The sequence below is a fragment of the Microcoleus sp. B3-D2 genome, from assembly GCF_036705345.1.
GTDB lineage: Bacteria > Cyanobacteriota > Cyanobacteriia > Cyanobacteriales > Microcoleaceae > Microcoleus.
In genome coordinates this window covers 55,872-81,807 of sequence record NZ_JAUBUG010000023.1, presented here as the reverse complement: position 1 = coordinate 81,807, position 25,936 = coordinate 55,872, and the positions used below count along the sequence as shown (strand labels likewise).

Here is a 25,936-nt window from a genome sequence, read left to right as displayed (position 1 = left end):
TTTTTGGATAGGCAAGCGTGTAACAACTCTGCTGCCTATCTTTTTTTACCACAAGTTGGCTCAATCCTTACTAAATATGGGTTTGGGGCGGGTCGTCACCCCCCCAGCTCACAAGGAAGAAAACCTGGGACGACTGGCGGCGGAGTCAACATTGCGCCAGCTCGTAACTCAACTCTTAAATTCTGGAATGAGTCTGGAACAGATAGCGCAAATGATGAATTTATCAACCGTGGAAGTGAGACGATTGGTAGGGGAAAACTTTTGAACATCGATCGCACTTTTCCCAGATATCAAGGATAGTGCGATCGAAGTATGGGACAAAATGTGAACAGTCAACAGTCAACAGTCAACAGTCAACAGTCAACAGTCAACAGTCAACAGTCAACAGTCAACAGCCCACAATTAGCTAATGACTAGAAAGGCTTATTCGTAGGTTTAAAACCCTGCTTTTGAAAATAGGTTCTAAATACCTCTTGAGCAATTGGTGCCGCCGCTACAGCACCATATCCTCCGCCTTCAACTATAACTGCGATCGCAACTTCAGGTTTGTCAGCAGGAGCAAAACCTACATACATAGAATTGTCAGGATGACCGGGCATTTCCACAGTCCCAGTTTTGCCAGCACTTAAAGGAATAGTACCGTCATTCATGCCGCGGCCTGTACCTTTTTTCACCACGTCAATCAATCCTTGTTTAACGACATTTAAAGTGGCAGGCTTAATACCTGTTTGAATTTTTTGAGTTATAGGAGTATTGGTTTGAGAAGCCAACAAATGCGGCTGCACTCGCCAACCACCGTTGGCAACAGTTGACACCATCACAGCCAATTCTAGGGGAGTACAAAGTACCAAACCCTGACCGATCGCCATTGTTACCGTATCGCCCACATACCAATCTTCCCCATACATTTTCTGTTTCTCTGCTGGGATCGGAACTTGACCGTGATTGGCGGCGTCCAACCCCAAAAGCTCTAAATTAATAGTACCGCCAATGCCCATTTTCTTAGCCCATTTCGCCATTTCTTCCGGCCCGGCTTCCATGCCTACTTGATAGAAAAACGTATTGCTGCTGTAGGCCAAAGCATCGCGGAAACCGATCGTGCCGTAACCGGCGCCGTGTTCGTTAAAGGAAATTCCGCCGATGTTAATTGAAGAAGAACTTACCAAAGTAGAGTCAGGAGAAAACTTGCCAGACTCCATCCCGGCTACAGAAGTTACAATCTTAAAAGTGCTACCGACTGGATAGCCTTGGACGGCACGATTTAAAAACGGTTTTTCTGGCCCTTGCAGCCGATCCCATTCTTTTTGAGTTACCTTGCGGGTGAAAATATTGGGATCAAATGTCGGCCAACTAGCCATTGTTAAAAGAGCTCCGGTTTTTACGTCGATCGCCACAACTGCACCCAGGCGATCGCCCAAAGCTTTTTCCGCAGTTTTCTGCATATCTAAATCTAAAGTTAGCTGCACCGGTTTGCCGGGAATAGGCTCTTTTACACCTAAATCTTGGATTTCCTCGCCCTTAGCATTCACCTCGATTAAACGGTTTCCCCAAACGCCCTCTAAAGTTGAATTGGCTAATTTTTCAACTCCCATTTGACCGACGAGCATCCCCATCGGATATGCAGGATTAGCTTTTAATTGCTCTAAACTAGCTTCGCCGACGTATCCCAAAAGGTGAGCTGCTAATTGCTGGTGGGGATTGTCTCGGCTCGATTCTACGCGAATTTCAACTCCCCGCAAAGCATTAGTTTGTTCTCCCAAAGCGACGAAAGTACCGACATCGATATCTTTACTAATTCGCACTGGTAGGGCTGATTTGTAGCCAACGGCATCGATTTTTTTGATAATTTCGGCCGCGGGAAGTTTGACGATCGGGCCCAGTGTAGCGGCGATCTCTTGCCACTCCTGGGCCGATCGCTCTTTTGGCCACACATAGACCGATCGAGATACGCGGTTGGCCGCAAAAATTTGGCCGCTGCGGTCTAAAATTTGACCGCGAGTCGCTGGGACTGAAACAGGGCGAATGCGGTTATTTTCCGCCCGCTGTCGGTTGTAGGCTCCCTGTACCAGTTGCAGTTCGGCTAGACGAAATATTGGTAGCGTCACCAAGGTAGTGACGAACAGCATAAAAATCATAACTTGGAGCGAGCGGCTGCGTTGCCGTGCAGGATTGTCCAAGCCATTTTTGTCTAATCGGATTTTAGAGTTAAAAGAAAAATCGCCAGCCATATTAATTAATCTGCTCTTTTTATTCAACTAACAGGTTGATACGGTTCCCATCCGGATGATTTGGCAGATGATACAGGGATTATAACTTCTAACTCTTTAGTAACAGACATAAATTCTGTCTATTGGCAGACGAATCAGCCGGATTGTGTGATTAGCGTAGATGTTAAATATCAGGTTTTTGTGACAATTCAACTGTTAAGGAGGTAAGAGCGCTGTGGAACCGATCGATTTTTTGATTGCTTGGCTCGTGACAGGCAGCAGCTTGCTGCTAATTTCTCAACTGCCGATCGGCGTAGAAATTGACAGCACACCGAAAGCAGTAATTTCCGCTGCGGTTTTGGGAATTTTGAATGTTTTAATTTTGCCAATTCTGAAAGCAGTTTTTTTCGTGCCGAACCTACTAACGCTGGGATTGCTTTCCGGCCTGTTTGCTTTTGTAATGAATGTGATTGTTTTTGCCTCGGCTGCGAAGTTAGTTGAAGGATTTAGCTTGCGGATGGGTCTTTGGAGCGCGGTACTGGGGGCGATCGCCTTGGCTGTAGTTAGCAGCTTTATCAACGGCGCACTGATCTAGCAACTTCCCCTGATAAAGGGCGATTGAAATCGCCCGATATTTCCCACCCTTACCTTGCGAGTTTAGTTTGTCTAGAACCGATTTCAATCGCCGAATATTTCTTCTCCCTTCTCCCTTCTTCCTTGTCCCCTCTTCCCTCTTCCTTCTTCCCTCTTCCTTCTTCCCTCTTCCTTCTTAGTTCCCAATTGCCGACTTATAGGCTTTCACCTTAAGATCGATCCCAGTAATATCTGTCCCCACAACAACAGCCACCGCTCCTAAATCCAAGGCTTTTTTAGCCATTTCCGGCCCCGATATCCCGCCTTCGCAGATAACGGGAACCTTAAGCTTTTCTACCATTTCCGCAAGCAAATCAAATCCCGGCGGCGAAAAATTTTCCGTTTGGGCAGTATAGCCAAAAAGAGTAGTTGCTACAGTATCTGCACCCGCTTCGCTTGCCGCGATCGCAGCTTCTATTGTATCTACATCTGCCATCACTAATTTGCCCAATTCACTGTGAATTTGCCCGATTAATGTCTTTAAGTCTTCGCCACCAGCAGGACGGTTTCTCAAAGTAGCATCAACGGCAATAATATCAGCTCCAGAAGCCGCGATCGCCCGCGCGTCTTCAAACCGAGGAGTAATGTAAATCTCGCATCCCGGCAATTGCTGCTTCCAAATCCCAATTATGGGAGCGGATATCTGTTTTCGCACCGCTGCAATGTGAGCCGGAGTGTCAATCCGCACGCCCGAGGCACCTCGATTGATGGCGGTTCGAGCCATTGCCGCAATTACGATCGGATCGTGCAGCGGCGAATCAGCAGGTGCTTGACAAGAAACAATTAATCCTGTAGGAATTTGACAATTAATCATGGGGAATAGGGAATGGGGAATGGGGTATCGGGCATCGGGTATCGGGCATCGGGCTTTTTTTGTAATTTATTCCCTGTGCCCTATTGAACTCAAATAAGCGTTAAGTTTTGGTAGTAGTTTATCGACAATTGGTTTAAATTTGCTTACTTCTTCGCTGGTGATAAGTTGTCTAGCATAGGCTAATCTTAACCAGTTTACTGTTTCGTACAAAGAGCCTCTAGCAATTTTTACAAAACGCCGATTATCTTGGTCATTATAACGACCTCTTCCTTCAGCAATATTAGCACAGACACTATCTGCCGACCGAACTATCTGTTTGCCCATCGTATCTTTTGTGAAGTAATCCCATTTTTTAACAATCTCCCAAATCTGATTCGCCAAACTTTCCGCCAACTTATAAACCTCTAATTCCTCAAAATCAGGTCTTCCCATAATTACGTCAAAAACTCAATTATATTAAATGCCCAATGCCCCATGCCCAATGCCCCATCCCCCATGCCCAATGCCCCATGCCCCATCCCCCATGCCCCATCCCCCATGCCCCATGCCCCATGCCCCATGCCCCATCCCCCATGCCCCATGCCCAATGCCCCATCCCCCATGCCCCATGCCCCATGCCCCATGCCCCATGCCCAATTACCCATTACCAATCCCGGTCATTAAAGAAATAATTTTGTCCAGCAATTGCTCAGGGTGAATCGGTTTAGCCAAACACTCGTTAGCTCCCGCCGTCACGAAAGATATCTGATCGGGCGGAATTTCATTAACGCTTAAAGCTAGAATTTTGATATTTTCAGTAGCGCGTTTTTGGCGCAGTTGGTGAATAATTTCGCAGCCATTCATACCGGGCAAACGCATATCCACAATCACAGCATTGGGCTGCAAAAGTTCAATTTGTTCCACCGCCGCCGAACCTTCAATCATCCACACCACTTGCAGTCCTGCGGCTGTCAGGATATCGCAAATGAGCATGGCAGTTTCTTCATCTTCTTCCACGAGTACGAGGCTGCCCCGCGAGGAATAATGCAGCGGTAAAGATGAATTAGATTTTTCATAGGTTAATTTTGTGGATTCATCTTTGATTAGAGTTTGGATGGGTATAAAAACGGTAAAAGTAGAGCCGACATCAACTTGAGAGTTGACTTCGATCGCGCCGCCGTGAAGCTCTACTAACTGTTTAGTTAAGGCCAATCCCAGACCGGTGCCGCCGTATTCCCGGCGGTAGGGGGAATCCAACTGCTGGAATTTTTGAAACAAAAGCGATCGCTGATTTTCGGGAATTCCAATGCCAGTATCTTTGATTTGAAAAACAGCGGTACTGCCAGCAGGTGCAGTACCGGGCTGCCGCACTGCAGGCGTTCGATTTTTATCTTCTGTCACCCAAACTCGCAGGATGACTCGCCCGCCTTTGGGAGTAAACTTAATCGCATTTCCTAAAAGATTGAAGAGAATTTGTCTCAAGCGGCGCGGGTCAGCGATGAAGCGATCGCACTCTTGTTTTATCCGCTGTTCTTGCAGCAGTTCCACGCCTTTAGCCGCAGCTTTTTCTTTGAGAGCGTGCAGACTCTGAGAAGCTAATTTAGAAAGTGAAAATTCACTAATTTTTAATACTGCTTTTCCCGCTTCTACTTGCGATAAATCTAAAATATCGTTAATTAATTCTAATAAGTGGTCGCCGCTGTCTCGGATAGTTTGCAGGTACTGCCGCTGCTTTTGCACCGGCACTTCTTTACTGCCAACTTTGCCGTAAGACCACCGCAGCAGCGTGTCGGAAATGCCGATGACGCAGGTGAGGGGAGTCCGCAATTCGTGGCTCATAGCTGCCAAAAATTCGCTCTTGGCGAGGCTGGCAGACTGGGCGGCCACCAGTGCATCGCGCAGTTCTTGCGTGCGCTCTATTACGCGCTGTTCAGAGGTGCGCTTTTGCTGCTGGACTTGTGCATAAAGTTCGGCTTGGTAAATGGCGATCGCCAAATGTTCTGCTATTTGCCGCAAAAATGTTTTTTTGCTTTCTTCCCACTCCCGAAGAGTACACTGGTGGGCAATTAGCAGCCCCCACAACTCGTCTTGAACTACGATCGGCACTAGCAACTTCGCGCGCACCTTCGCCCGCCGCATCAACTCTAAAAAACAAGGCTGCGAAGAGTAAGTTGTTTCCACATCCGCGACGCACAAAGCCAAACCTTTGCGATATTTCTCTCTGTCAATGACTCCATTGGTAAAACACTGTGCGTCTTCACTAAAATTTAGTACAGACGAGATAGCATCGTTGGCTAAAGCTTCGTAGGTGACGCGACCTAAATACAAGTAAGACCCGGAATATTCTTGGATTTCGCCCGATCCAGAAACCGCCGCAGGTATTTCTTTAGCTAACTCGCCATTGTGCGGCGCTGGCACTTTTTCAAATTGATAGATTAACAGGCGATCGACCTCCAAAAACTCTCGCACTCGCTCCACTGCTTTTGACAAAATTACAGGCAATTCCAAACTCTGGCGGATTTGAGTTGTCACCTGATTCAAAAGTCGCTCTTGTTCTAGCTGCTGCTGCAAAGCATCTTCTACTGGCTGACAAAATGAAATGCAGGGACTGGCAATTTGTAAGTGATTGACGGCTTCGGGAATCTGGAGCTGTAGCGTTTCAGGATCTATCACTTTGGGCGCGGAATTTGACTCTATTTCTGTTTGGTAGTGTGGGGGTGGGGGACTGTTTGGTTTGGCATCTGAAGCGAGAATATCCAGCAAATTTAGGGTAAATTCGCTTTGAACAACTGCCGAGTTGGGCTGTAGATTTTTAATTCCTTGTTTGAGGGCGCGAATGTCAATTTGCCCTGATAGTGTCGGCGTTATTTCTGCGAGTTTGTCTGCGAGGGGAGAGAGGAAAGTGGCGATCGCCCCGGGGTCGAAAGTCAACTGCACATTCAATTGCGAATGGAGATTTTCTTCGCTGTGCTTGTGTCCGTTTGTTGCGAACTCATCTAATAGATTGCCCCGCAGCAGCGCGCTAAAATGATCTGATACCACTGCTGCAAACCTTTCCGACGAATTTTCCCGATTTTGAGAATCAGCGATGGCATCGTCGGTAAGCCAAATCGCCCCTGGGATTTCAGCCATTTGCTGTAACAACTGGTAAGCAGCCTCAAAGGTTGCTAGTGGCAAAGTCCGATTTAAGGTTTTTGGTTTCAATCTAGATATTTTCCCGATTGTTTTAAAGAACAAAATATGAATGCCCCTGTTGTAAGGACGGAACTTGGGACACAGCAGGCGCGGCCCATCCAACAGACTTGAGATGACAGTAGTCAGAAAGTAGGTAATAGAAGGCCCCGGAGCCAGAGAGCTAATTTCTCCATATAGTTGTCATCTTTCTTCTGGGCGAGTGACCCCCGCTGCAGCGCTTTACGAGCGCGAAAGCGGTAGGAGGAAACGGGGGGAAGGGATACGGCTATATAATCGATCGCTTCTGGTTGTGTTTGTGAACCGGGTTGTTGATGGAAACTAAGCAATTCCACTCCCATTGCTGGGGTGAAGTTAGCACGCGCCTTTGTTTTCTGAGCTGATGCGCCTAATGGCACGTCCTTAACCCAAATAAAAATGTTTAACCCTTAACGACAGAACAGGGAACTAGCTACGCATCCCCTTGGTGTCATTACTCAAAAAACCTAGACATCAAAGGTCTCAGGCTGGTCAACTGAAAATGAAGTTTTAGGCCCCAAGCCCAGTCACTTCCGTGCTGGGTCTTTGACTACTTTCAACAATCTTATTCCAGTATTATATTAATATATAATTTGTTAACTTGTACTTAACGCTATCCGGGTAAATGAGCAATCTAACTCAACTCACCCCCGATTTCACGATCGGACATCTGCCGTGTCACGACTTCCAAGTGAGCGCTGCAACTCCAGGACAGGTAGTGGCTGAAAGATTTGAGCAAGAACCAGACCTGCCGGGAGTCATTATTACTCATGAATCACAAGTATTGGGCATGATTTCTCGCGTCAAATTTCGAGAGCAAATGAGTTTTCCCGATCGCGTAAAACTTTACGGCTCACACCCGATTCGAGCCTTGTTAGATTTTATTAGAATTCCGCCTTTGGTGCTTTCGGAAAACTGGAAAGTTGACGATGCCGTGCAAGCCTCTTTCAACAGGCACCAAGACTTGATTTATGAACCGATTATTGTGGTAATGGACAACCAAAGCTACCGCATTTTGGACGTTCAAACTCTGGTAATTGCCCAGTCGAGACTTTTATCGCAAGCTAACAAAGTTATTCAAAAATACCGAGTAGAGAGACACAAGTATTTGGCGCTGCTTCAACAAGAAAAGGCTAAGGTTCACGAATGTAATGAGCTTTTAAAAATTCAACAACGTCAAACAGAAAAGTTGCAGACCAGTCCCAATTCCCAGCAAGTGGCACTGGTTAAACAAGCTGAAGAAATTGCTCAAATGAATCAGCGATTTGTGAGGATTGCAAAACTGATTTCTTCGGAAGGTCGCCAAGCATTTCAAGCTACTTTTCAAGGTGCTAATTCTATTTGCAACAATACAGATAAAATTTTGGGCGTGGGCAAAGCAATAGCTAATGATTTAGAAACGGTTAACCGTACTTCCCGAACCATCCGGGAGGCGATCGAACAAGTCAGGCATTTAGCAGTACAGGTGGCTGTAGTTACCAATCAAATGGGAAGTCAGCCCAGCGGTCTGAGCAAAGTGAGTCTAGAAATTGGCAGACTGGCAAGTAAAACTTTTGAATTGGGGACTCAAATGGAGCAAATTGCCAGTCGGTTTAAACTTCGAGTTCACGAACTCACGGAGGCAGCAAGAGCGGGTGCTAATGTGGCTAAATCAGTGACGATTAAGATCGATCGCGCAGAAATGGCCCTGCTAGAGTTGGAAGAATTAATAGCGGAAAAAAATTTCAATTCATTGACCGCTATCCAAGAACCTTTGGGAGTCATAAAAAGTGTTACCGCTAATTCTTTAGTTCGAGAGATAGAACACGCCGAAGTAGCGGTTTCCGAGTTGAAAGACTTAGTTAAACATCAAGATTCCTCGCAATATCTGATTCAAAAGATTCAGCAAGCGCTGAAGTCCAAAAAACCATAAAATTCCAGCCCGAATCTAATGAGGTATTTTGAGAGTAAAAAATTTAAAATAATAATTTACAATTATTCTATTCACTAAAACTATTTGTTATACTGAAGGTGGGGATTTTTAAATTCCGTTGTGAAAACGCTATTTAATTAAGCCCAAAAACAGATAAAAAGTTCCAAAAAGAGTTGGAAGGACAGGTGACGGGGATGAAAATCCTGCTGGTAGAAGATGACACAGTTACAGTCAGTTTGCTGACTCAATCGCTGAACTCTCACAATTACAATGTTAATGCGGCCGCAGACGGTGAAACAGCGTTGTATTTGGTGCAGGCATACGATTACGACCTGATTGTTTTGGATGTGCTGATTCCTAAACTCGACGGCATTAGTTTGTGTCGAAAATTGCGATCGTCCGGTTGCCAAATGCCGATTTTACTGCTGACAGCGCTAGATAGCAGCAACGATCGAGTCCAAGGTTTAGAGGCGGGTGCAGACGATTATGTGGTCAAACCCTTTAATCTCGAAGAATTAATCGCTCGAATTCGGGCTTTGCTGCGCCGGGGTAAGGCAACTTTGTCGAGTACAAATTTGACATGGGAAAAACTGCAAGTCAACCCGGACACTACGGAAGTAACTTATGCCGAAAAAGTGCTGCACTTGACTCCCAAAGAGTACAATTTGCTAGAACTTTTCCTAAGAAATCCCCGGCGCATTTTCAGTCGCAGCGCCATCCTCGATCGCATTTGGTCGGCCGGCGAATTTCCTCAAGAAGAAGCCGTTACCGCTCACATCAAGGGGCTGCGGCAGAAGCTGAAAGCAGCCGGGATGACAGTAGATTTAGTGGAAACCGTGTACGGATTGGGCTATCGGCTCAAAAGTTTGCCGGATGAGATTGAGAGCCAACAAGTTGGGCAGGAAACGGCAGAAACTGCTAAAACTCAAGAGACTTTATCTACTGAATCCAGCGGGTCCAGCCAGGAATTAAACAAAGAGGATCGGCGTCTCAAAGTCTTGAATGCGATTGCCCAAATGCGGGGAAATTTAAAAGCTAATTTTATAGAAAAGGTGGCGATATTCGATCGCGCGATCGCTCAACTGAAAAACGGAAGCTTGGAGGGCGAAGTGCGCGAGGAAGCCCAGACCCAAGCTCACAAATTAGTCGGTTCTTTGGGAACGTTAGGCCTGCCGCAAGGTTCGGAATTTGCGCGCCAGATAGAACATTTGTTCAAGGCTGAAAACATCTGGAAACCGGGGACGGCTCAGGAGATTGAGGGATTTCTGCATAAGCTCAAACATATATTCGATCGCCCGTCGCCCGAACCAGAAGGCGATTTGGTTCCTGCGGTTTCCCAAAAGCGCCGAATCCTGATTGTTGATGATGATACTTTTGGGAGCGAGCAACTGAAAACAGTAGCATCCGGTTCCGGCTTCCAGATAGAAGTTGCCAACTCTCCGCAAGCGGCAAGAAATGCGATTTCTCGACAGCCTCCCGACGCGATTTTGCTGGATTTGACATTTTCCAGATCTCAAGAAAACGGACTTTCTCTCTTAGCCGAACTCCGCAGTGAAAAGCCCGAAATTCCGGTGATGGTTTTTAGCGCACACAATCAATTGAGCGATCGAATAGAAGTTGCTCGTTTGGGAGCTTCGGGCTTTTTACACAAATCTATACCCCCAGCAGATATACTCAAAGCAGTCGCCCAACTAATCGACCAGGCTGGCCCTGCTGAAGCTAAAGTTATGGTGGTAGACGATGACGTGCAACTATTAGCTGCACTGCAAGTGATTCTACAACCTTGGGGATTTCAAGTAACAACCTTGGACGATCCCGAAAAGTTCTGGGAGGTACTGGAAACGACTTGTCCGGATTTGCTAATTTTAGATGTGGAGATGCCCGGTTACAGCGGTATCGAGCTGTGTTTGGCAGTTCGCAACGATTTGCGCTGGAGCAAGCTCCCCGTGCTATTTTTGACAGCTCATTCCGAATCGGAAATAGTGCGCCAAATGTTTGTCGCAGGTGCTGACGACTACGTTAACAAGCCGATCGTGAAACCGGAATTAATTGCTCGCCTCCTGAATCGTTTGGAGCGGACTCAACTCAGAAACAGACTGGCTCAGGCACAGCGCTAATCCCATTTTAGATTTAAAAAATTAAAGAATTAAAGAATTGAAGAACAGGGAATGACTGATGAGATATGGGTTTCGATCGCGTACCTACAGTTGTATTCTTTTTTTTAAATGGGATAACTGGGAACAAATATGCAGTGTGTGTCCGAAACAACTCAGGAAGCCTTAGCCAGACTTGGGATTGTTAGATTGCGTGATGCCGACGCGGTGCTTTTGATTGATGCTGGCGCGCCGATCGAGAACACAGGCTAATTTAGAGAAGTATTAATCAAATGAAAGCAATGGTATTGCCCTCAGACACAGACAATCTCAATGACAGCGACGGCGAACAAATTTACGCCCCGGCTGCGATCCAACCTCATGGCATCCTTTTAGTGCTGGAATCTCCTGAGTTGAAAATTTTGCAAGTTAGTAACAATATTTTTGAGGATATCGGCATTTATCCCGAAGAACTTTTGGGCAAATTTTTACAGGAATTTGTCGAAACTGAGGAAATTGAGGCTATAGAAAAAGCTTTATTTGAAAACTGCCATCAATCTAACGGTATCAGATTATCATTCAAAAGTCAAAACCGCCAGTCTTTTTTTCAGGGAACCCTGCATCAATCTAGTTCAGCAGTAATTCTTGAACTCGAGTCTGCTGTTTCCCCAAAACCTAGCGATTCTTTCAATTTTTATCATTTAGTCCAAGAGCCGATAGACAAAATCCACAAAACACAAAACCTGCAAGTGCTGTGTCAGAAAGCAGTTGAAGAAGTGCGGAGGATGATCGGTTTCGATCGAGCGATCGTCTATCAATTTGATGCCACAGGTGCGGGGGAAGTTGTCGCCGAAGACAAAGTAGAAAGTTTGCCTCCTTTCTTGGGACTGCACTATCCGGCTAGCGATATTCCCCCCCAGGCAAGAAACCTGTTCACCATGAATTTAATTCGGTTTATTCCCGATATTAACTGTCAGCCTGTAGAACTAATTCCTCACTGCAATCCGCTGACCGGTCGCCCCCTGGATCTGGGCTTCTCTTTGTTGAGAGCAGTTTCCCCTTGCCATGTTCAATACCTCAAAAACATGGACATTGGTGCTAGCATGACCTTGACATTAATCAAAGATCAAAAACTTTGGGGATTGATCGCCTGTCACCACCCTACACGAAAGTATGTCAGCTACGAAACAAGAAAGGCTTGCGAACTGCTAGCCAAGTTTGTGAATCTAGAACTCAGCTACAAACAAGATAGCGAAAATTGGGAATATTCAATTTATTTAAAAGAAAATTGCCATAAGTTTATCGCCAAAATTTCTCAATCACACTGGTTTGTAGAAGGTTTACTTAAATCCCCAGATGAATTGCTGACCTTAGTGGGCGCTACCGGTGGAGTTGTTTGTGCCAATGAAAACTTAACAACCATCGGCAAAACCCCGGAATTGGTAGAAATCGAGAGCTTAATTGCTTGGATAAAAACTCAAAAAACTAAGGATATTTTTCATACAGATTCTCTCTCAAAACTGTATCCGCCATCCGAGAAGTTTAAAGAAGTTGCTAGCGGTTTGCTGGTACTTGCCCTGTCCGAGATGCAAAATTATTACATTTTGTGGTTTCGTCCAGAAACAATTCAAACTGTCAACTGGGCCGGTAAACCAGACGGGGAAAGTGAAGTTCAACCGGATGGCAGCCGGCCGCTGTCTCCTCGCAATTCCTTTGACTTGTGGCAAGAAACTGTGAGGTTAAAATCTTTGCCTTGGCAGCGGTGCGAAATCGAAATAGCCCGAGAACTTCGAGTTGCTATTACTAGCATGGAGTTGCGGAAAACCAATCAGCAGCTTAGCTTAGCTTTGTCGGCTACCAAAATTGGATTTTGGGACTGGGACGTGCAGAAAAATCGCATAGTTTGGTCGAGGGAACACGAAGAGTTGTTTGGGTTGACCCCGGGCACTTTTGGCGGAACTTATCAAAGTTTTGCAACTTGCATTCACCCAGAAGATTTAAAAAGTATGGAGAATGCTATAAATCAGGCGATCGCCCAGCGATCGGATTACTGTCACGAAACCCGCGTGGTTTGGCCGGACGGCAGCATTCACTGGATTGAGGGGAAGGGTAAGTTTTTTTACAACGAAGCCGGCGATGCAGTGCGGATGGTGGGGACTGTTAGAGAAATTACCGATCGCAAAGCTAGAGAATTACAGTTGCGCCTGTTGGAATCAGTAGTCACCACCACTAACGACGCCGTATTAATTACCGAAGCTGAACCGATTGAGGAACCGGGCCCGCGAATTCTTTATGTCAACCCAGCTTTCACGCGGATGACCGGCTATACGCTAGAAGAAATTGTGGGCAAAACGCCCCGCATCTTGCAAGGAGAAAAAACAGACCGCGCCAGTCTCCATCGAGTTCGGACAGCTTTGAAAACCTGGCAGCCGGTGCGGGTTGACTCGATCAATTACCGCAAAGACGGGACGGAATTTTGGGTAGAAATGAGCATTGTGCCCCTAGCGGACGAAAATGGTGAGTTTACCCACTGGGTATCAGTGCACCGCGATATTAGCGATCGCAAACTTGCTGAAGCCACCCTCCAACAGCTCAACGAACGGTTAGAAATGCGAGTTTTGCAGCGAACCCGAGAACTAGAAAGCTCTCAAGCAGAACTCCGGGAAAGCGAAGCTTTATTTCGCTCTCTGAGCGAGAGTTCCCCCGTCGGCATTTTCAAAATTGATGCTGAGGGGAAATGTACCTATACAAATCCCCGCTGTCAAGCAATTGGTGGCTTCACACCGGCAGCAGCTTTAGGAAAAGGCTGGATGCGGTTTGTTCACCGCGAAGACCTCAAACTAATTCTGTCTAAGTGGTCCCAATCGCAATCGCTAGATGAGGAATTTTCCTGCGAATTCCGCCACATCCAGCGAGACGGAACCATCCGGTTTTGTCGGCTTAAAACAGCTCCAATTTTTTCCGACAGATCTCAACTAATTGGTCACGTCGGCACAGTCACAGATATCACAGAAAGTCGGGCAATTGAGAAAATGAAAAATGAGTTTATTTCGATTGTCAGCCACGAACTGCGAACGCCGCTTGCCTCCATTCGCGGTTCTTTAGGTTTGCTGGCGGCTGGGGTACTGAAAAATAAACCGGAAACTGCCAAACAGATGTTAGAAATCGCTTCGAGCGATACCGAACGGTTAGTGCGTTTGGTCAACGATATTCTAGACTTAGAACGGCTCGAGTCGAGCCAAGTTATCCTCGTCAAGCAGTGGTGCGAGGCCCAGGTTTTGATGCGGAAGTCTACAGAAGCTGTACTTTCTTTGGCGGCAGAAAGTAACATTGAGTTGTCGATTATGCCCGAAACAGCAAAAATCTGGGCTGACCCCGACAGAATCGTTCAAATGTTGGTAAATTTGTTGAGCAATGCGATTAAATTCTCGGCTGCGGGGAGTACAGTAACTGTCAGGGTTGAAGATTTGGGCGATTCCCTACGGGATAGCTACGCTTCACGGGTTTTATTTGAAGTCAAAGATCGAGGGCGGGGGATTCCTGCGGATAAACTAGAAACAATCTTTGGACGGTTTCAACAAGTCGATGCTTCTGACTCCCGCCAAAAAGGAGGTACGGGTTTGGGGTTGGCTATCTGTCGCAGCATCGTGCAGCAGCACGGCGGCAGAATTTGGGCCGAAAGTGTTGTCTCAGAAGGAAGCAGTTTCTATTTCACAGTGCCCGCACCGTTGGAAGGCGAAGGGGGAAAAAGTTTTGAGTTTTGAGATTGCTTCGATCAGATCTCGCGAAAGCTAAAGTTCTTGGAAACACACGCGGGTAGGATGATTTTGGGAGGCTGATATGTCGATTTTTGGCGTTGCACAATTGGAGGATGATGCTTGTGGGGAGTAGGGGTTAGGCGTCCCGCCTGCGGTGAAAATATATCGGACGGGTTCATGGGCCCACCCCACAAAACAATCAAAATCATCCCGCCATTATGGAACGCCCGATTTTTGTGGTCAGGGTTTCATATCAAATCCGTTAGCATCGGAATAGTAAATTCGAGTTCACTGTTGACGGTTGACGGTTGACTGTTCACGGCGTCAACAGTCAACCGTCAACCGTCAACATCATAAGGAGTGTAACCGGAAATGATATCAGTAGGTGAGTGGCAAAATATAGCAACCTCGCTCGATTAGGACGTTCTTAAGTGCTGAAACTCTTAATTTTATTGCTTCTTCCTTCTGCTATATCTGTCAAGAAACCGGGTTGATGAGGCAGCCTGCGTAAGTTTTTTTTCGGTTTACCATGATTAATTTAAAATTAGAGTTTTAATTATGTCAGCAAAGCGCATTCTGGTCATCGATGATGAAAAAAACCTCTGCAGCGTGATTCAGGCCTGTCTGGAACATTTAGGCGGCTGGATTGTACTAAGCGCGCCTGACGGCAGCCAAGGATTGGTTTTAGCTGAAACTCACCTCCCTGACGCTATTCTGTTAGATGTGATGATGCCGGATATTGACGGACTTACTCTGTTTGGTTTGCTGCAAAATAATGCGGCTACTCGGGGGATTCCGGTGATTTTCCTGACGGCTAAGGTGCAGGCGATGGATTTGAGCCAATTTGCTGATTTGGGGGTAGCGGGGGTGATTGCAAAGCCTTTCGATCCTTTGAGTTTGGCACAGCAAGTAGCGGAAATTCTGGGTTGGGAACCGTTGCTTTAAACTCGGGTAAAATACATCGCAGATACCATATCAAACTCGGCAGTTGAAACCGCTACTAGACCCACAAAGTCGGCCCAGCCCGACGGAAGAATCAAGGGGGCATTAAAGCCGGATGACGATCAAAAATCCGCTTTCTCCTTCTCTTGATTGTTGCGAAAATTACGCAATTATGTTAGACAACCCGGTTTATGCGTCCAGGAAATTCCTAGTTTTTCCGGCTATTTTCATAATTTCCTCATTTTTTTGATTTAGCTTTGAGATCGATCGGTGATTGATTAATTTAAACTCTGATTCCCTAGAAGTTCTAGAGATGATCTCAGGGAGTCGGGGTTTTTTGTTACCTAAAAACCCGATCGGCTATCACCGCATTTACAGGCCGAATAACTCCTCCAGAAGTTACGCACACTTGCCTCAAGAACGATTTTTTTCAACCCGGAATCACGGATGCAGCCAAGTTTTTTGCTAAAAAACCAGGTTTCAGCCTGCTAATCAAAGATTTACGCAGATTTCCCTCAGAAACCTGGTTTTTTAACCCAGGAACACAGATAAAACCAAGTTTTTGGCTAAAAAACCCGGTTTTTGCCTAACTGTTGTAATCCCTGCTTCGGCAAAAGTATATTTATCAAAAAAAATTATGGTCTTCATAATTTCCTCATATTTTTTAGATAATATTTAGTCCAAGCTCTTGAGTTGAAAGTCTATGCCATCTCAGCACCATTCCACTGCCAAAGAGCGAACCTGTTGTCAGGAGAGTTCGGGGCAGTGACGGTAATTTCGATTAACTGGTGCTACAGAACAACCAGCCTGAATAAGTCAGGGGTTAGGCAGTGCCTACCACAAAAACCCGGTTTTTAACGGGGAAAAACGGGGTTTGTGCGCCAGTCCTCTAAGTGTTGGCAGGAGAACTCAATGCTACAAAAATTAATAACTGAAGATGTCAGTAACGAGCGGGCTAAAGCCACGCTCGCTTGTAAGAGAAATCAAACAAGCTGTACTGACCAGCCTAAGCCTTAACAGGCTACGTTATTTAGGTCATGACACCCTGGGATGCGAAGCTAGTCCCCTGCCCTGTCGCTAGTAGTTAAACAGTCTTAAAGTCACTGAGACAGTGCTGCCAGCCTAACAAGCCTCTATAACATTGGCGAAGCTAACTTTACCCCAGAAATGGGAGATTGAGGACAACCATATCCTCACCGGAGGGGCAACCATACCCCTCTGCCCCGCGAGGGGATTCAAGGCGATTGAAATCGCCGGGTCGTTTTCCTCTCAGGACTAAAGTCTCTGAGCTTCCCACTTACCGAGTATTTTTGGTGATTCGCGCTCTCGAATAACACCCCACAAATAAGTCGGTCGTTTTGTCCAGAGCCCAACTCGCAATTGCCACTAACCGGCAAAGTCAAGTCTCAGTTAGTTTTTGAAAGAGTGTGGAGATTTTTAAATGTCTGATCAGCTATCTTATAAAGGTAACAACCAGATTCTGTGCTATTACGCAAATGTTACCAACCTAGTTCAGGTGGTTCGGATTGGGAACATTCCTAATTGGTACTTTGAAAGAGTGATGTTTCCCGGACAGCGACTGATGTTTGAAGCTGCTGCAGAAGCAGTCTTAGAAGTTCACACTGGTGTGGTGCCAAGTGCTATTTTATCCGACAAGATTCCCTGCTACGTGCTGCGGGTTATAGAAGAGGTAAGTTCCGAGTTCGAGCTGGTGATGACCGAAGAACGATTGGCTGTATTAGCCGGTTAAAATTCATGAGAAATCAGACGAGATCGAGAACAGCCACAAAAATATTAGTTAACGAGTGTTTGGGGACGGGGAAAATGCAGAAAAATCTTGTCAATATTACCTTAGCTGTAGTCACAGAGGAAGTAGAAATTATCTTGGAGTCTTATCCGAAGCACCCCTACCAACAAGCTTTTTCGCCTTCGGGATTGCGACAAGATTTAATTGCTTATGTGCTCAGCCGAGTTCCTAATAGATATACTGCGATCGACCCCAGCGAGTCGGTGTCAAACCAAACAGTTCAGGTTCGCTGTTCTTCAGAGCAATTGCTGCACATAGAAAATTTGATTCATACTGGAATTCGCGAGGTGCTGCACAGCTATCCGAAGATAGATCGCCGCCTGCCTGAAGAAGTTAAATTGGATTCGAGAGTTGCTAGTTGGCTTTGATAGTTTATTGTAATTGAGGGAGACGCCGAGATTCTCGGCTCTCTCGGTTGGGCGAGGTGGAATTGTGTACTGACTCGATGGTTCAAGACTTTTGGTAATCGCAGCAGCAGTTGCACGGGCCATTGGGATTGACAGCACAGCGCAGAATTTCCGATCGAGCATTAAAACGGCAGCTAGCATCTCCGATAACCCAGATGCCGCTTACAAAAGTTCTTTCCGTCGGCGGTGTGGCCGACTGCACGTACAGGGCAATTTTTTGCAGTCGGTAGCGGCCGGATTTGAGTTGATAGCGGTGGTGGCGTTCCAAAACAGCGTAGGTTTGTCCCTCTAAATCTAGATAGTTCCCCGGTTGTGGCGTCCAATCCAGCCGAATGCTACCTAAATATTGGCGGGGGTGAGAGAGAATCACCTCTACGGGTAAAGTATTTTGTTCCATGTGGCGGTGCGTTCGCGAACTGAACTAAAGGGGCAAATAGTGAGCTAAACCGACATCTTCTTCATCTAGAAAGATAAGTTTTTTTAGAGAGAGTAATTTCGGTTGAGGCGCTAAACTTAACTATAGAACCTTTGGCGATCGGCGGATAGCCGACTAACCAACAGGCTAGGAAATAAACTTCAACTCGCTTGAGGTAACTAAAGTTAAGTTCGATTAGGTTTGATAAAGCAGTACACGCTGATGGTATCGCAACTCGCAGGTTCGATCGATACGCGGTTGAGATTCCTGAACAGATTTTAAGGGTTTGCAGGACTTGGGGTGCTTCGGGTGCGTTTGTACTGAGGACTTCAGTCCTGTGATTTGTATGAGGACTTTAGTGCTCACTACAAACCCAACCGGATTTTCGGCAATCCTAATTCCCAAAAATATGCCATTCCTTCCATGATTCCCCAAGCGCAAGCAGAACTAGCTAAATAATGATTTTCAGTGCCGCATTCGCGATGCCATTCTAAGAGTTCTGATAGAGCATTAGCGACGATTACTCCCCGGACATCCTGTTCAAACATATTGATATCATTGCCAGAATCACCGCAAACTAATGTTGCCTCAGATGGAATTTGTAGGCGCTTTTGTAAATAAGTAAGGGCATTACCTTTATTGCTAGTTTGCGGTAAAATATCCACATCGCGATTGCTGCTAAAAATGATTTGACCTGGCAGTCTCGATTCAGTTAACTTTTGCTGCAAAGTCTGGACAATCGAACTATTTTCTGCTGCTGGTTCCAGACAATAACTGATTTTCCAAGGATTTTGTTCTTTTAGGGATTGGGGTTTAAGCTGGGAAAACTGCTGAGCTAAAGAGGCGATCGCCATTTTATCCCAGTCTTGAGAAAGATATTCCGCCCAATCTAAGTCCAGGGTTCCGTCTTGGTAAATTTCGCTGCCTACACCTGCGATCAAATAGTCTGGTGCTAGCAGTTGCTTTTGGGCAATTAATTCGCAAGTTGAAGCATAAGAACGCCCCGTAGCATAAACCAAATATATTTGCGATCGCTTTGATTGCAAGCGCTGGTTTAAAACTTGAGTTGCTTCGTCATCTCCGACTAGCGTGTTGTCTAAATCTGTAACTAATAAAAACTTCATTTTGGGAATTAGTCAGTAGTCAGTAGTCATCAGCGATCTGGAACCGAGGGCTTCCTAAAATTCTTTTAACTATTTATAAGAATTTGTTAAACCAAACACATTTATAAGCAAGCTTATCGTTTAAGATTGGCCAAATTTAATTTTCAACAAGTGGTGTGAGTGGTATGGTGAATAATTCAACCTCCCTTAAAGCTTTTTGGCTGTCTTTCTTGATTTCTGGTGCGGCAGTGCCTTTGGGGCCGATCGCAGCAACAGCTCAAATTCAGGATACCTCAACTCCAGAAGTTGCGCTAGAAGCGAGTGGAGTCGGTAGGGGCGGTGCCCCCGTGCCCGCCCCCCCAGACGCAGCGCTGGCAGCAGTTAAGATTGAGATACCGCAGTTAGCGGAGATCGCCGCAGAGACTAAATCAGCAGTCTATCGCCCTTTACCCGATACAGATGCAGCATGGGTGAATCGCGCTTTACCTCAAACAGATATAGCAACAGTCGATCGTGCTTTACCCGAAACAGATATAGCAACAGTCGATCGTGCTTTACCTCAAACAGATGCAGCATGGGTGAATCGTGCTTTACCCGAAACAGATATAGCAACAGTCGATCGTGCTTTACCCAAACAAGATATAGCAACAGTCGATCGGGCAACAACAGCCCCAGAAATAACGGGGGCAATTCGCGAATTACCCCCCCAGGAGTTAGAAATTGCAAACTCTCCTCAGTCTCAACAAGTTGCTGAAGCCAGCACAGTTGCCGACATCAGCAGCGAGACGGGCACCGCTGATGACCTCAGCATACAAGAAGACGCAGCACAAGTCACTTCTGTTTCCCAACTGTCCGACGTGCGGCCGACAGATTGGGCTTTTCAAGCCTTACAATCCCTAGTAGAAAGATACGGCTGCATTGCGGGATATCCAGACGGCACATTCCGAGGCAATCGAGCAATGACTCGCTATGAATTCGCCGCCGGATTAAACGCTTGCTTAGACCAAATTACCAAACAACTTGGCGGTTCTACTGGTAATTTAGTCCAGCGAGAAGATTTACTTGCTTTGCAAAGATTGCAAGAAGAATTTGCAGCAGAATTAGCTACTTTGCGCGGTCGAGTAGATGCTTTAGAAGCCCGGACTGCCGAATTAGAAGCCAACCAATTTTCAACTACTACTAAACTAAACGCATTTGCTTGGTTTAATCTGAGTGGAGCTTTTGCGGGCAAGCGAGTCCGAGTTGAAGCAATAAATGGAAATGCTGCTCCGCTCGATCGAGTACCCGGACGCGATCCTGTCACCAACAGACCGATCGTGCAGAGAGTGGACGACCCAGAAATTACTTTCAGCCACTTAGTTTGGTTAACCCTCACTACTTCTTTTACAGGGAAAGACCAATTGATTACACAGCTAGCTGTAGGTAACGGAACTGCACCAGCAAATCAGTATACTTCTCCAGGTCTTTTTAATACCTTTGGCACTCCTTTTCTAGACCAGACTGCTGGGGTGAATCCCAATGAAGTTATCCTGCGAGAACTTTCTTATCAGTTCCCGGTTAGCAACAGCTTGCAAGTAGTAATCGGGCCGAGAATTAATTTCTACCGCTACTTTGACAACAATAATTTTAGCTTTTTCGTGGACGGTGCGAGCAGTTTTAATTCTAACAATAGCACTTTGTTAACTGCTACCAAACGCGGCGCAGGTGCTTTGGCTTTGTGGGATATCAGCCGCCGATTGAAACTGCGTTTGGGCTATTTGGGCGAGAGTATGGAATTTTTGCCCACTCCGGTGTTTAATTCCGCTTCCAATCCGTCTCAAGGCTTGTTTGGTGGGACAAATACGAGTACCGCCGAACTAACATTCAGTCCGAGCGATCGGGCAAATTTGCGGTTTTTGTACAGCCGTTCCAACATCCAGCAAATTGGCGGGCTAATTGGAGCACCGAATGGCAGGCCGATTAACGGTTTGGCAGATGACGGTTTCGGTGGCCGTCTCGGCAATGCTACTGCCAATACTTATAGCTTTAATTTCGATTGGTCACTCAGCCGCCGTTTCGGTCTTTTCGGTCGCTACGGCTACGCCGAAACCAATATATTTCCCAAGACTGACCGACCCGACGGCACGATCAAAACTCAATCTTATATGTTAGGATTTGCACTTCCTGATTTCTTCAAAAAAGGAGCTATGTTTACGGCCTCATTTTTAGTACCTTTTGACGTTACTGGCGGTCGGAGGTTTCTGGTTTCTGGCGGGGGAAATGGTGGCAAGCAGTACGAAATTGAAGCCACTTATTATTTGCCTCTCACCGAACATATTTCGATCGTACCTGCAATTTATGCGATCTGGAATGCCAATAATTTCGATAACAACCCGACAATTTTTGTGGGAAATTTGCGGACGCAGTTTAGTTTTTAACTAAATTAGGACTTACTTGAACCTAATTATAGTATTTTCAGTTGAGTGAGGTACACATTGGTAATGGGTAATGGGGTGCTGACTGCAGAGTACCTGACTCAGTTTAAAACTGCTATATTTAGGGCGCGCTTGGAGCGCCTTACCGCGCTCTTAGTAGGGTATCAAACCACTGATACCAAATCCGCGTTAAAAACCCCTTGATAAGGCTAGGCGATTGAAATCGCTACTACACAAACTGTCGTTCCTAACTGAGAGGGACTAAGAAATCAAGGGGGTTTTTAAGCCGAATGCGGACATAATTAATGGACATGATATCAAATCCGCGCTTCATCGTCGGGCGTAAAATCGAGTCAACAGTCAACACTCAACCATCATTCAGTTTTTCGACGGACAGTTAACAGCCAACAGTCAACAGCCAACAGCCAACAGTCAACAATCATGAGGAGTGCAACCGGAATTGATATGATATCCTGATTAGCGTCGTCCTGATGTCAACGAATTGGAATTTCGATGATAAATTCAGTGCCTTTACCGGGTTCTGAGAGGCACTGCAATTTGCCGTTGTGTTTTTCAACGACAATTTGGTGCGAAATTGATAAACCCAAACCTGTGCCTTTACCTACGGGTTTTGTGGTAAAAAACGGGTCAAACAAACGCACAATCTGATCTTCGGGAATGCCCATACCGTTGTCTTTGATCCGAATTAAAATGCTCTTGTCCTCAATCGTTTCAGTTTGAATGGTAATAGTAGGACAGATAGAATTTGCGGTGTCTTTTGCTTGGCTGCTGCTTTCTTCCAAGGCGTCGATAGCATTTGCCAATACATTCATAAACACCTGATTTAACAGTCCGGGATGACAGTTTATTTGCGGCAGTTCTCCGTATTCTTTGATAACTTTAATGCCCTGCCATTTTGCCTTGGCTTTCAGCCGGGTGTTCAACATTAACAAGGTACTTTCTAAGCCTTCGTGAATGTCGGCAGTCTTGATTTTAGCTTCGTCTGCCCGCGAGAAATTGCGAAGAGTTTGAATAATTTCTACAATGCGCTCGCATCCGGTCTGCATCGAACTGAGCAACTTGGGCAGGTCTTCTGCTAGAAATTCTAAGTCTATATCATCGGCTTGTTGCTGAAGTTTTGCTGGGGGATTCGGGTACTCTTCTCGATACACCTGTACGATTTCTAATAAGTCTAGAACGTACCCTCGGACGTGGCAGAGGTTGCCAGCGACAAAGCCAACTGGGTTGTTAATTTCGTGGGCAATTCCTGCTAGCACCTGTCCGAGGGAAGACATTTTTTCGGTTTGTACTAACTGCATTTGAGTTTGCTGCAAGTCGCTCAAAGCTGTTTGCAGTTCTTGGGATTTTTGCCGATCGCGATCGGCGGCGGCGGCCCGTTCTTCCTCAACTCCGATCGCGCCGGCAATAATTCCGATCAGCTTGCAGTCGGCTTCGGTGGGCGCGATCGACTCGGTGTAGACAACGCACACCGCACCCACGTAATTGTCGCCCAGCCGCACTGCTTGTCCCAGATAGCTTTGCAGTTGGTAGCGGATGACAGCGGGATCGGTTTGGGCGTAGATCGTGTTCTGCAAGTCAGGAATTGCAACAGCCCGATCGCTTCCTTTGCTGCATACGTCGGTGCAGATGTGGCCCTCGGCGCGATCGACCAGCGGGTAGTCCGGCGGCGCTTGCCAAGTCGCGATCGCTTGCAGCAGACCGCCACCGACGCGGCTGTAGATGGCGCAGCTTCCGCCCAAAAGCTCGCCGGCTAAGGATGTCAGCCGCTGGATGTTCTCAGCGGCGTCGGTGGTGAATCCCAAAAAGCACTCGTTGATTTTGCTGAGGCGGTACTCTGCTTGCCTGCGCGCCGTCATGTCGCGGGAGTTGATCACAATTCCTTTCACAGCGGGGTCTGCTAGCAAGTTGATGCCGACACCTTCAAGAAAACACCAAGAACCGTCAGCGCGCCGGAAGCGACCTTCTAGGGCGATCGAATCGCCTGGATTTGCGATCAGTTTTTCGCAGTCGGACATCACCGAGGGAAGGTCGTCAGGGTGGATTAAATCGAGAGCAATTTGACCGGCGAGTTCATCGAATTCGTAGCCCAAAACTCTTTCTACAGAAGGGCTTTCGTAAACAATGCGACCGCTGGCGTCCAGAATAGTAATGATGTCGGAACTGTTGAGAATCAGCGATCGCCACTTAGCCTCATTTTGAAACAAAGCTGACTCGGCTTGTTTGCGATCGGTAATATCCTCTACCATTTGCAAAAGAAACTGTGGCGTTCCCTGACTGCTGTCGATGACAGAGGCGCTGAGGCGTCCCCACCTGATGCTGCCGTCTTGGCGGAGGTAGCGCTTCTCGATTTGGTAAGCTTCGCGGGAGCCCGCGACCAACTGTTGGCGCAACTGGCGCGAAACTGGTGCGTCTTCCGGGTGCGCGTAGTCGTCGAGGCCGACACCTCGCAGTTGAGCTTCCGAGATCCCCAGCATAGCTTGAAATGCCGGGTTAGTGGCGATCGCAACACCTTCGAGGGTAGCGACTACCATGCCGATCCCAGCGCGTTCAAAAATTGCCCGAAACCGCTGTTCGCTGTCTCGCAAAGCTGCGTCCGCTGCCACTTCCTGCGTGATGTCCCGCCCCGCCACGGCCAAACCTTTGCGCGAACCGTCGGGGTTGAACAGCGGCACTTTCCGCACTTCAAACAAATTGCTGCCGCCTGTGGGCAAGGGGACAATTTGGCTGCTGGAGGTAAGAGTGCCTGCTTGCCAGGTGGTTTCGTCGGTTTCCTGCCAAGTTAGCAGGATTTCTCTGACTCTCGGATCGGCGGCGGCAGCGAGTTCGGCAGTAGTTTTACCCTGGTAGTCTGCGGTTTCCCAGCCCAAAAGTTGGAGGGCGCAGTCGTTGGCAATCAGCCAGCGCCCCTCGCTGTCTGTGAGGTTGATCGCGTCGGGGACGGCGTTAATCGCGGTTTTCAGCCAGTATTCTTGATTTCGCAGCGCTGCTTCGGCTTCTTTGCGGGCGGCGATTTCGGCGACGGTTCCTTCGTAGTAAAGGAGTTCGCCGCTTTCGTCGCGGACTTCGCGCACGTTTTCCGAGATCCAGGTAGTGCTGCCGTCTTTGCGGCGGACGCAGGACTCAAACTCTTTCAGGGAGCCATTTTTGGTAATTTCTGCAATGAAGGAAGCGCGGCGGCCGCGATCGGCGTAAAGGTTTTTTGCCGAACATCTTGCGATCAGTTCTGAGGGCGAATCGTAGCCGTACATTCGGGCGAGTGCCTGGTTGGCGCTGAGGTAGCGCCCGTCTGGGGCGGTTTGAAATATGCCTTCGGTGGCGTTTTCAAAGATGCTGCGGTATTTTGCCTCGGCTTGTTTGAGGGCTTCTTCTGCTTGGAAGCGATCGGTGATATCAGATTGGACGCCGATGAAGTGGGTAACGAGCCCGCTGCTGTCGCGCACCGGCGAGATGCTGAGTTCGTTCCAGAAGGCGGTGCCGTCTTTGCGATAGTTTTTCAGAACTACTTTGCAGTCATGCTGTTCTTTCAGGGCCACACGGATTTGATCGACGGCTGCGCGATCGGTATCCGGGCCTTGCAGGAAGCGGCAGTTCTTCCCGATTATTTCGGTGCGATCGTAACCTGTAATCCGCTCGAAAGCCCCGTTGCAGTAGACTATAGGCTTGTCCGGCCGGGTAGCGTCCGCGATCGCGATGCCGTTGCTGGTAGCTGCCAGGGCGCGATCGTACAGCCGAAATACTTCTTCTATTAAATTCGGTGTGCCGCCAGTACGAGTCGGCGATAGCGTTTCAGAAGGAATGCTTATATCTATCTGCATGATTTTCTATAAATTGAGTTTATTGTAGAGATCTCGACTGGCTGCACACCCTAGACTTTAACAGAATTGCCTGTTTTCCACAGGCAGAAGGTAGAAGGCTATTATGCAGAATTTTGGCGGTAAATTCTACCTAAAAAAAATCTGGCTTCCCTCGTTTTTTTCCTCTTTGCTTCTGCCTTGTGCCTTCTACCTTCAAAGGAATCCTACTTGTTAATTTATAATAGCTGTTCCCGGGATCACTCTATCTTTGGTATGGTTTGCTTGGCAGGGTTTAGGTAGCTTACAAGTTCGGGCATTTATTTTTTTGAGTGAATCAAAATCTGATGCCCGGAGTCTCTATTGAAATATTTGGAATAAAAGATATAGGATTTAAACGATTCCAAATATCCAATAAAAAAACCGGAAA

16 protein-coding genes and 1 pseudogene are annotated in these 25,936 nt (G+C 46.9%); 9 read left to right on the top strand and 8 right to left on the bottom strand.

Going from position 1 to position 25,936, the window contains the following annotated elements:
* Positions 1–265: pseudogene (locus QUB14_RS11470) on the top strand (hypothetical protein); the annotation flags it as partial.
* Positions 266–413: 148 nt separating this feature from the next.
* Here QUB14_RS11470 and mrdA read toward each other — a convergent pair.
* Complete coding sequence (gene mrdA / locus QUB14_RS11465) at positions 414–2,228, bottom strand: penicillin-binding protein 2 (RefSeq protein WP_333221459.1); 1,815 nt, start codon at positions 2,226–2,228, stop codon at positions 414–416.
* A gap of 214 nt (positions 2,229–2,442) precedes the next feature.
* Here mrdA and QUB14_RS11460 point away from each other — a divergent pair, with 214 nt between their 5' ends.
* Positions 2,443–2,802, top strand: a complete 360-nt coding sequence (locus QUB14_RS11460; RefSeq protein WP_190734240.1) for a phage holin family protein — start codon at positions 2,443–2,445, stop codon at positions 2,800–2,802.
* A 174-nt stretch (positions 2,803–2,976) separates the two neighbouring features.
* Here QUB14_RS11460 and QUB14_RS11455 read toward each other — a convergent pair whose 3' ends face one another.
* The 4 genes from QUB14_RS11455 to QUB14_RS11440 form a co-directional block, all read right to left on the bottom strand.
* The gene (locus QUB14_RS11455; protein ID WP_333221455.1) at positions 2,977–3,654 is read right to left on the bottom strand and encodes an N-acetylmannosamine-6-phosphate 2-epimerase; all 678 of its coding nucleotides are present in this window, start codon (positions 3,652–3,654) and stop codon (positions 2,977–2,979) included.
* Between the two features lie 66 nt (positions 3,655–3,720).
* Complete coding sequence (locus QUB14_RS11450; RefSeq protein ID WP_190734244.1) at positions 3,721–4,086, bottom strand: four helix bundle protein; 366 nt, start codon at positions 4,084–4,086, stop codon at positions 3,721–3,723.
* A gap of 2 nt (positions 4,087–4,088) precedes the next feature.
* On the bottom strand, positions 4,089–4,298 hold the full coding sequence (locus QUB14_RS11445) for a hypothetical protein (protein ID WP_333297197.1): 210 nt from the start codon (positions 4,296–4,298) through the stop codon (positions 4,089–4,091).
* Entirely contained in the window at positions 4,291–6,837 is a 2,547-nt protein-coding gene (locus QUB14_RS11440) for an ATP-binding protein (RefSeq protein ID WP_333217370.1), read from the bottom strand. The genes QUB14_RS11445 and QUB14_RS11440 overlap by 8 nt, the downstream gene beginning before the upstream one ends.
* A gap of 631 nt (positions 6,838–7,468) precedes the next feature.
* Here QUB14_RS11440 and QUB14_RS11435 point away from each other — a divergent pair.
* The 6 genes from QUB14_RS11435 to QUB14_RS11410 all read left to right on the top strand — a co-directional run bounded on the left by QUB14_RS11435 (position 7,469) and on the right by QUB14_RS11410 (position 17,723).
* The gene (locus QUB14_RS11435) at positions 7,469–8,755 is read left to right on the top strand and encodes a chemotaxis protein (RefSeq protein ID WP_333217371.1); all 1,287 of its coding nucleotides are present in this window, start codon (positions 7,469–7,471) and stop codon (positions 8,753–8,755) included.
* Positions 8,756–8,949: 194 nt separating this feature from the next.
* Positions 8,950–10,872: a response regulator gene (locus tag QUB14_RS11430; RefSeq protein ID WP_333217372.1), complete on the top strand. Its 1,923-nt coding sequence runs from the start codon at positions 8,950–8,952 to the stop codon at positions 10,870–10,872.
* Between the two features lie 269 nt (positions 10,873–11,141).
* Positions 11,142–14,612, top strand: coding sequence for a PAS domain S-box protein (locus QUB14_RS11425; protein WP_333217373.1), 3,471 nt, complete (start codon positions 11,142–11,144; stop codon positions 14,610–14,612).
* Positions 14,613–15,164: 552 nt separating this feature from the next.
* Positions 15,165–15,551, top strand: coding sequence for a response regulator (locus QUB14_RS11420; RefSeq protein WP_333217374.1), 387 nt, complete (start codon positions 15,165–15,167; stop codon positions 15,549–15,551).
* A 1,438-nt stretch (positions 15,552–16,989) separates the two neighbouring features.
* The gene (locus QUB14_RS11415) at positions 16,990–17,298 is read left to right on the top strand and encodes a DUF1830 domain-containing protein (protein ID WP_190657629.1); all 309 of its coding nucleotides are present in this window, start codon (positions 16,990–16,992) and stop codon (positions 17,296–17,298) included.
* A 5-nt stretch (positions 17,299–17,303) separates the two neighbouring features.
* Positions 17,304–17,723: a hypothetical protein gene (locus tag QUB14_RS11410; protein WP_333217375.1), complete on the top strand. Its 420-nt coding sequence runs from the start codon at positions 17,304–17,306 to the stop codon at positions 17,721–17,723.
* Between the two features lie 82 nt (positions 17,724–17,805).
* Here QUB14_RS11410 and QUB14_RS11405 read toward each other — a convergent pair whose 3' ends face one another.
* Together QUB14_RS11405 and QUB14_RS11400 are read right to left on the bottom strand one after the other, a co-directional pair.
* A complete protein-coding gene (locus QUB14_RS11405; RefSeq protein ID WP_333066483.1) occupies positions 17,806–18,159 on the bottom strand; it encodes a DUF6464 family protein in 354 nt (117 codons plus the stop codon).
* Positions 18,160–18,542: 383 nt separating this feature from the next.
* Positions 18,543–19,301 carry a sucrose-phosphate phosphatase gene (locus QUB14_RS11400; RefSeq protein ID WP_333217376.1) on the bottom strand — a complete coding sequence of 253 codons (759 nt, stop codon included), beginning with the start codon at positions 19,299–19,301 and terminating at the stop codon, positions 18,543–18,545.
* A 164-nt stretch (positions 19,302–19,465) separates the two neighbouring features.
* On the opposite strand from QUB14_RS11400, the gene QUB14_RS11395 reads away from it, so the two are divergent.
* Positions 19,466–21,697, top strand: a complete 2,232-nt coding sequence (locus QUB14_RS11395; RefSeq protein ID WP_333217377.1) for an iron uptake porin — start codon at positions 19,466–19,468, stop codon at positions 21,695–21,697.
* 491 nt (positions 21,698–22,188) lie between these two features.
* Here the strand turns inward: QUB14_RS11395 and QUB14_RS11390 are convergent, their stop codons facing one another.
* Complete coding sequence (locus QUB14_RS11390; RefSeq protein ID WP_333217378.1) at positions 22,189–25,530, bottom strand: PAS domain S-box protein; 3,342 nt, start codon at positions 25,528–25,530, stop codon at positions 22,189–22,191.
* Between the last annotated feature and the right edge of the window lie 406 nt (positions 25,531–25,936).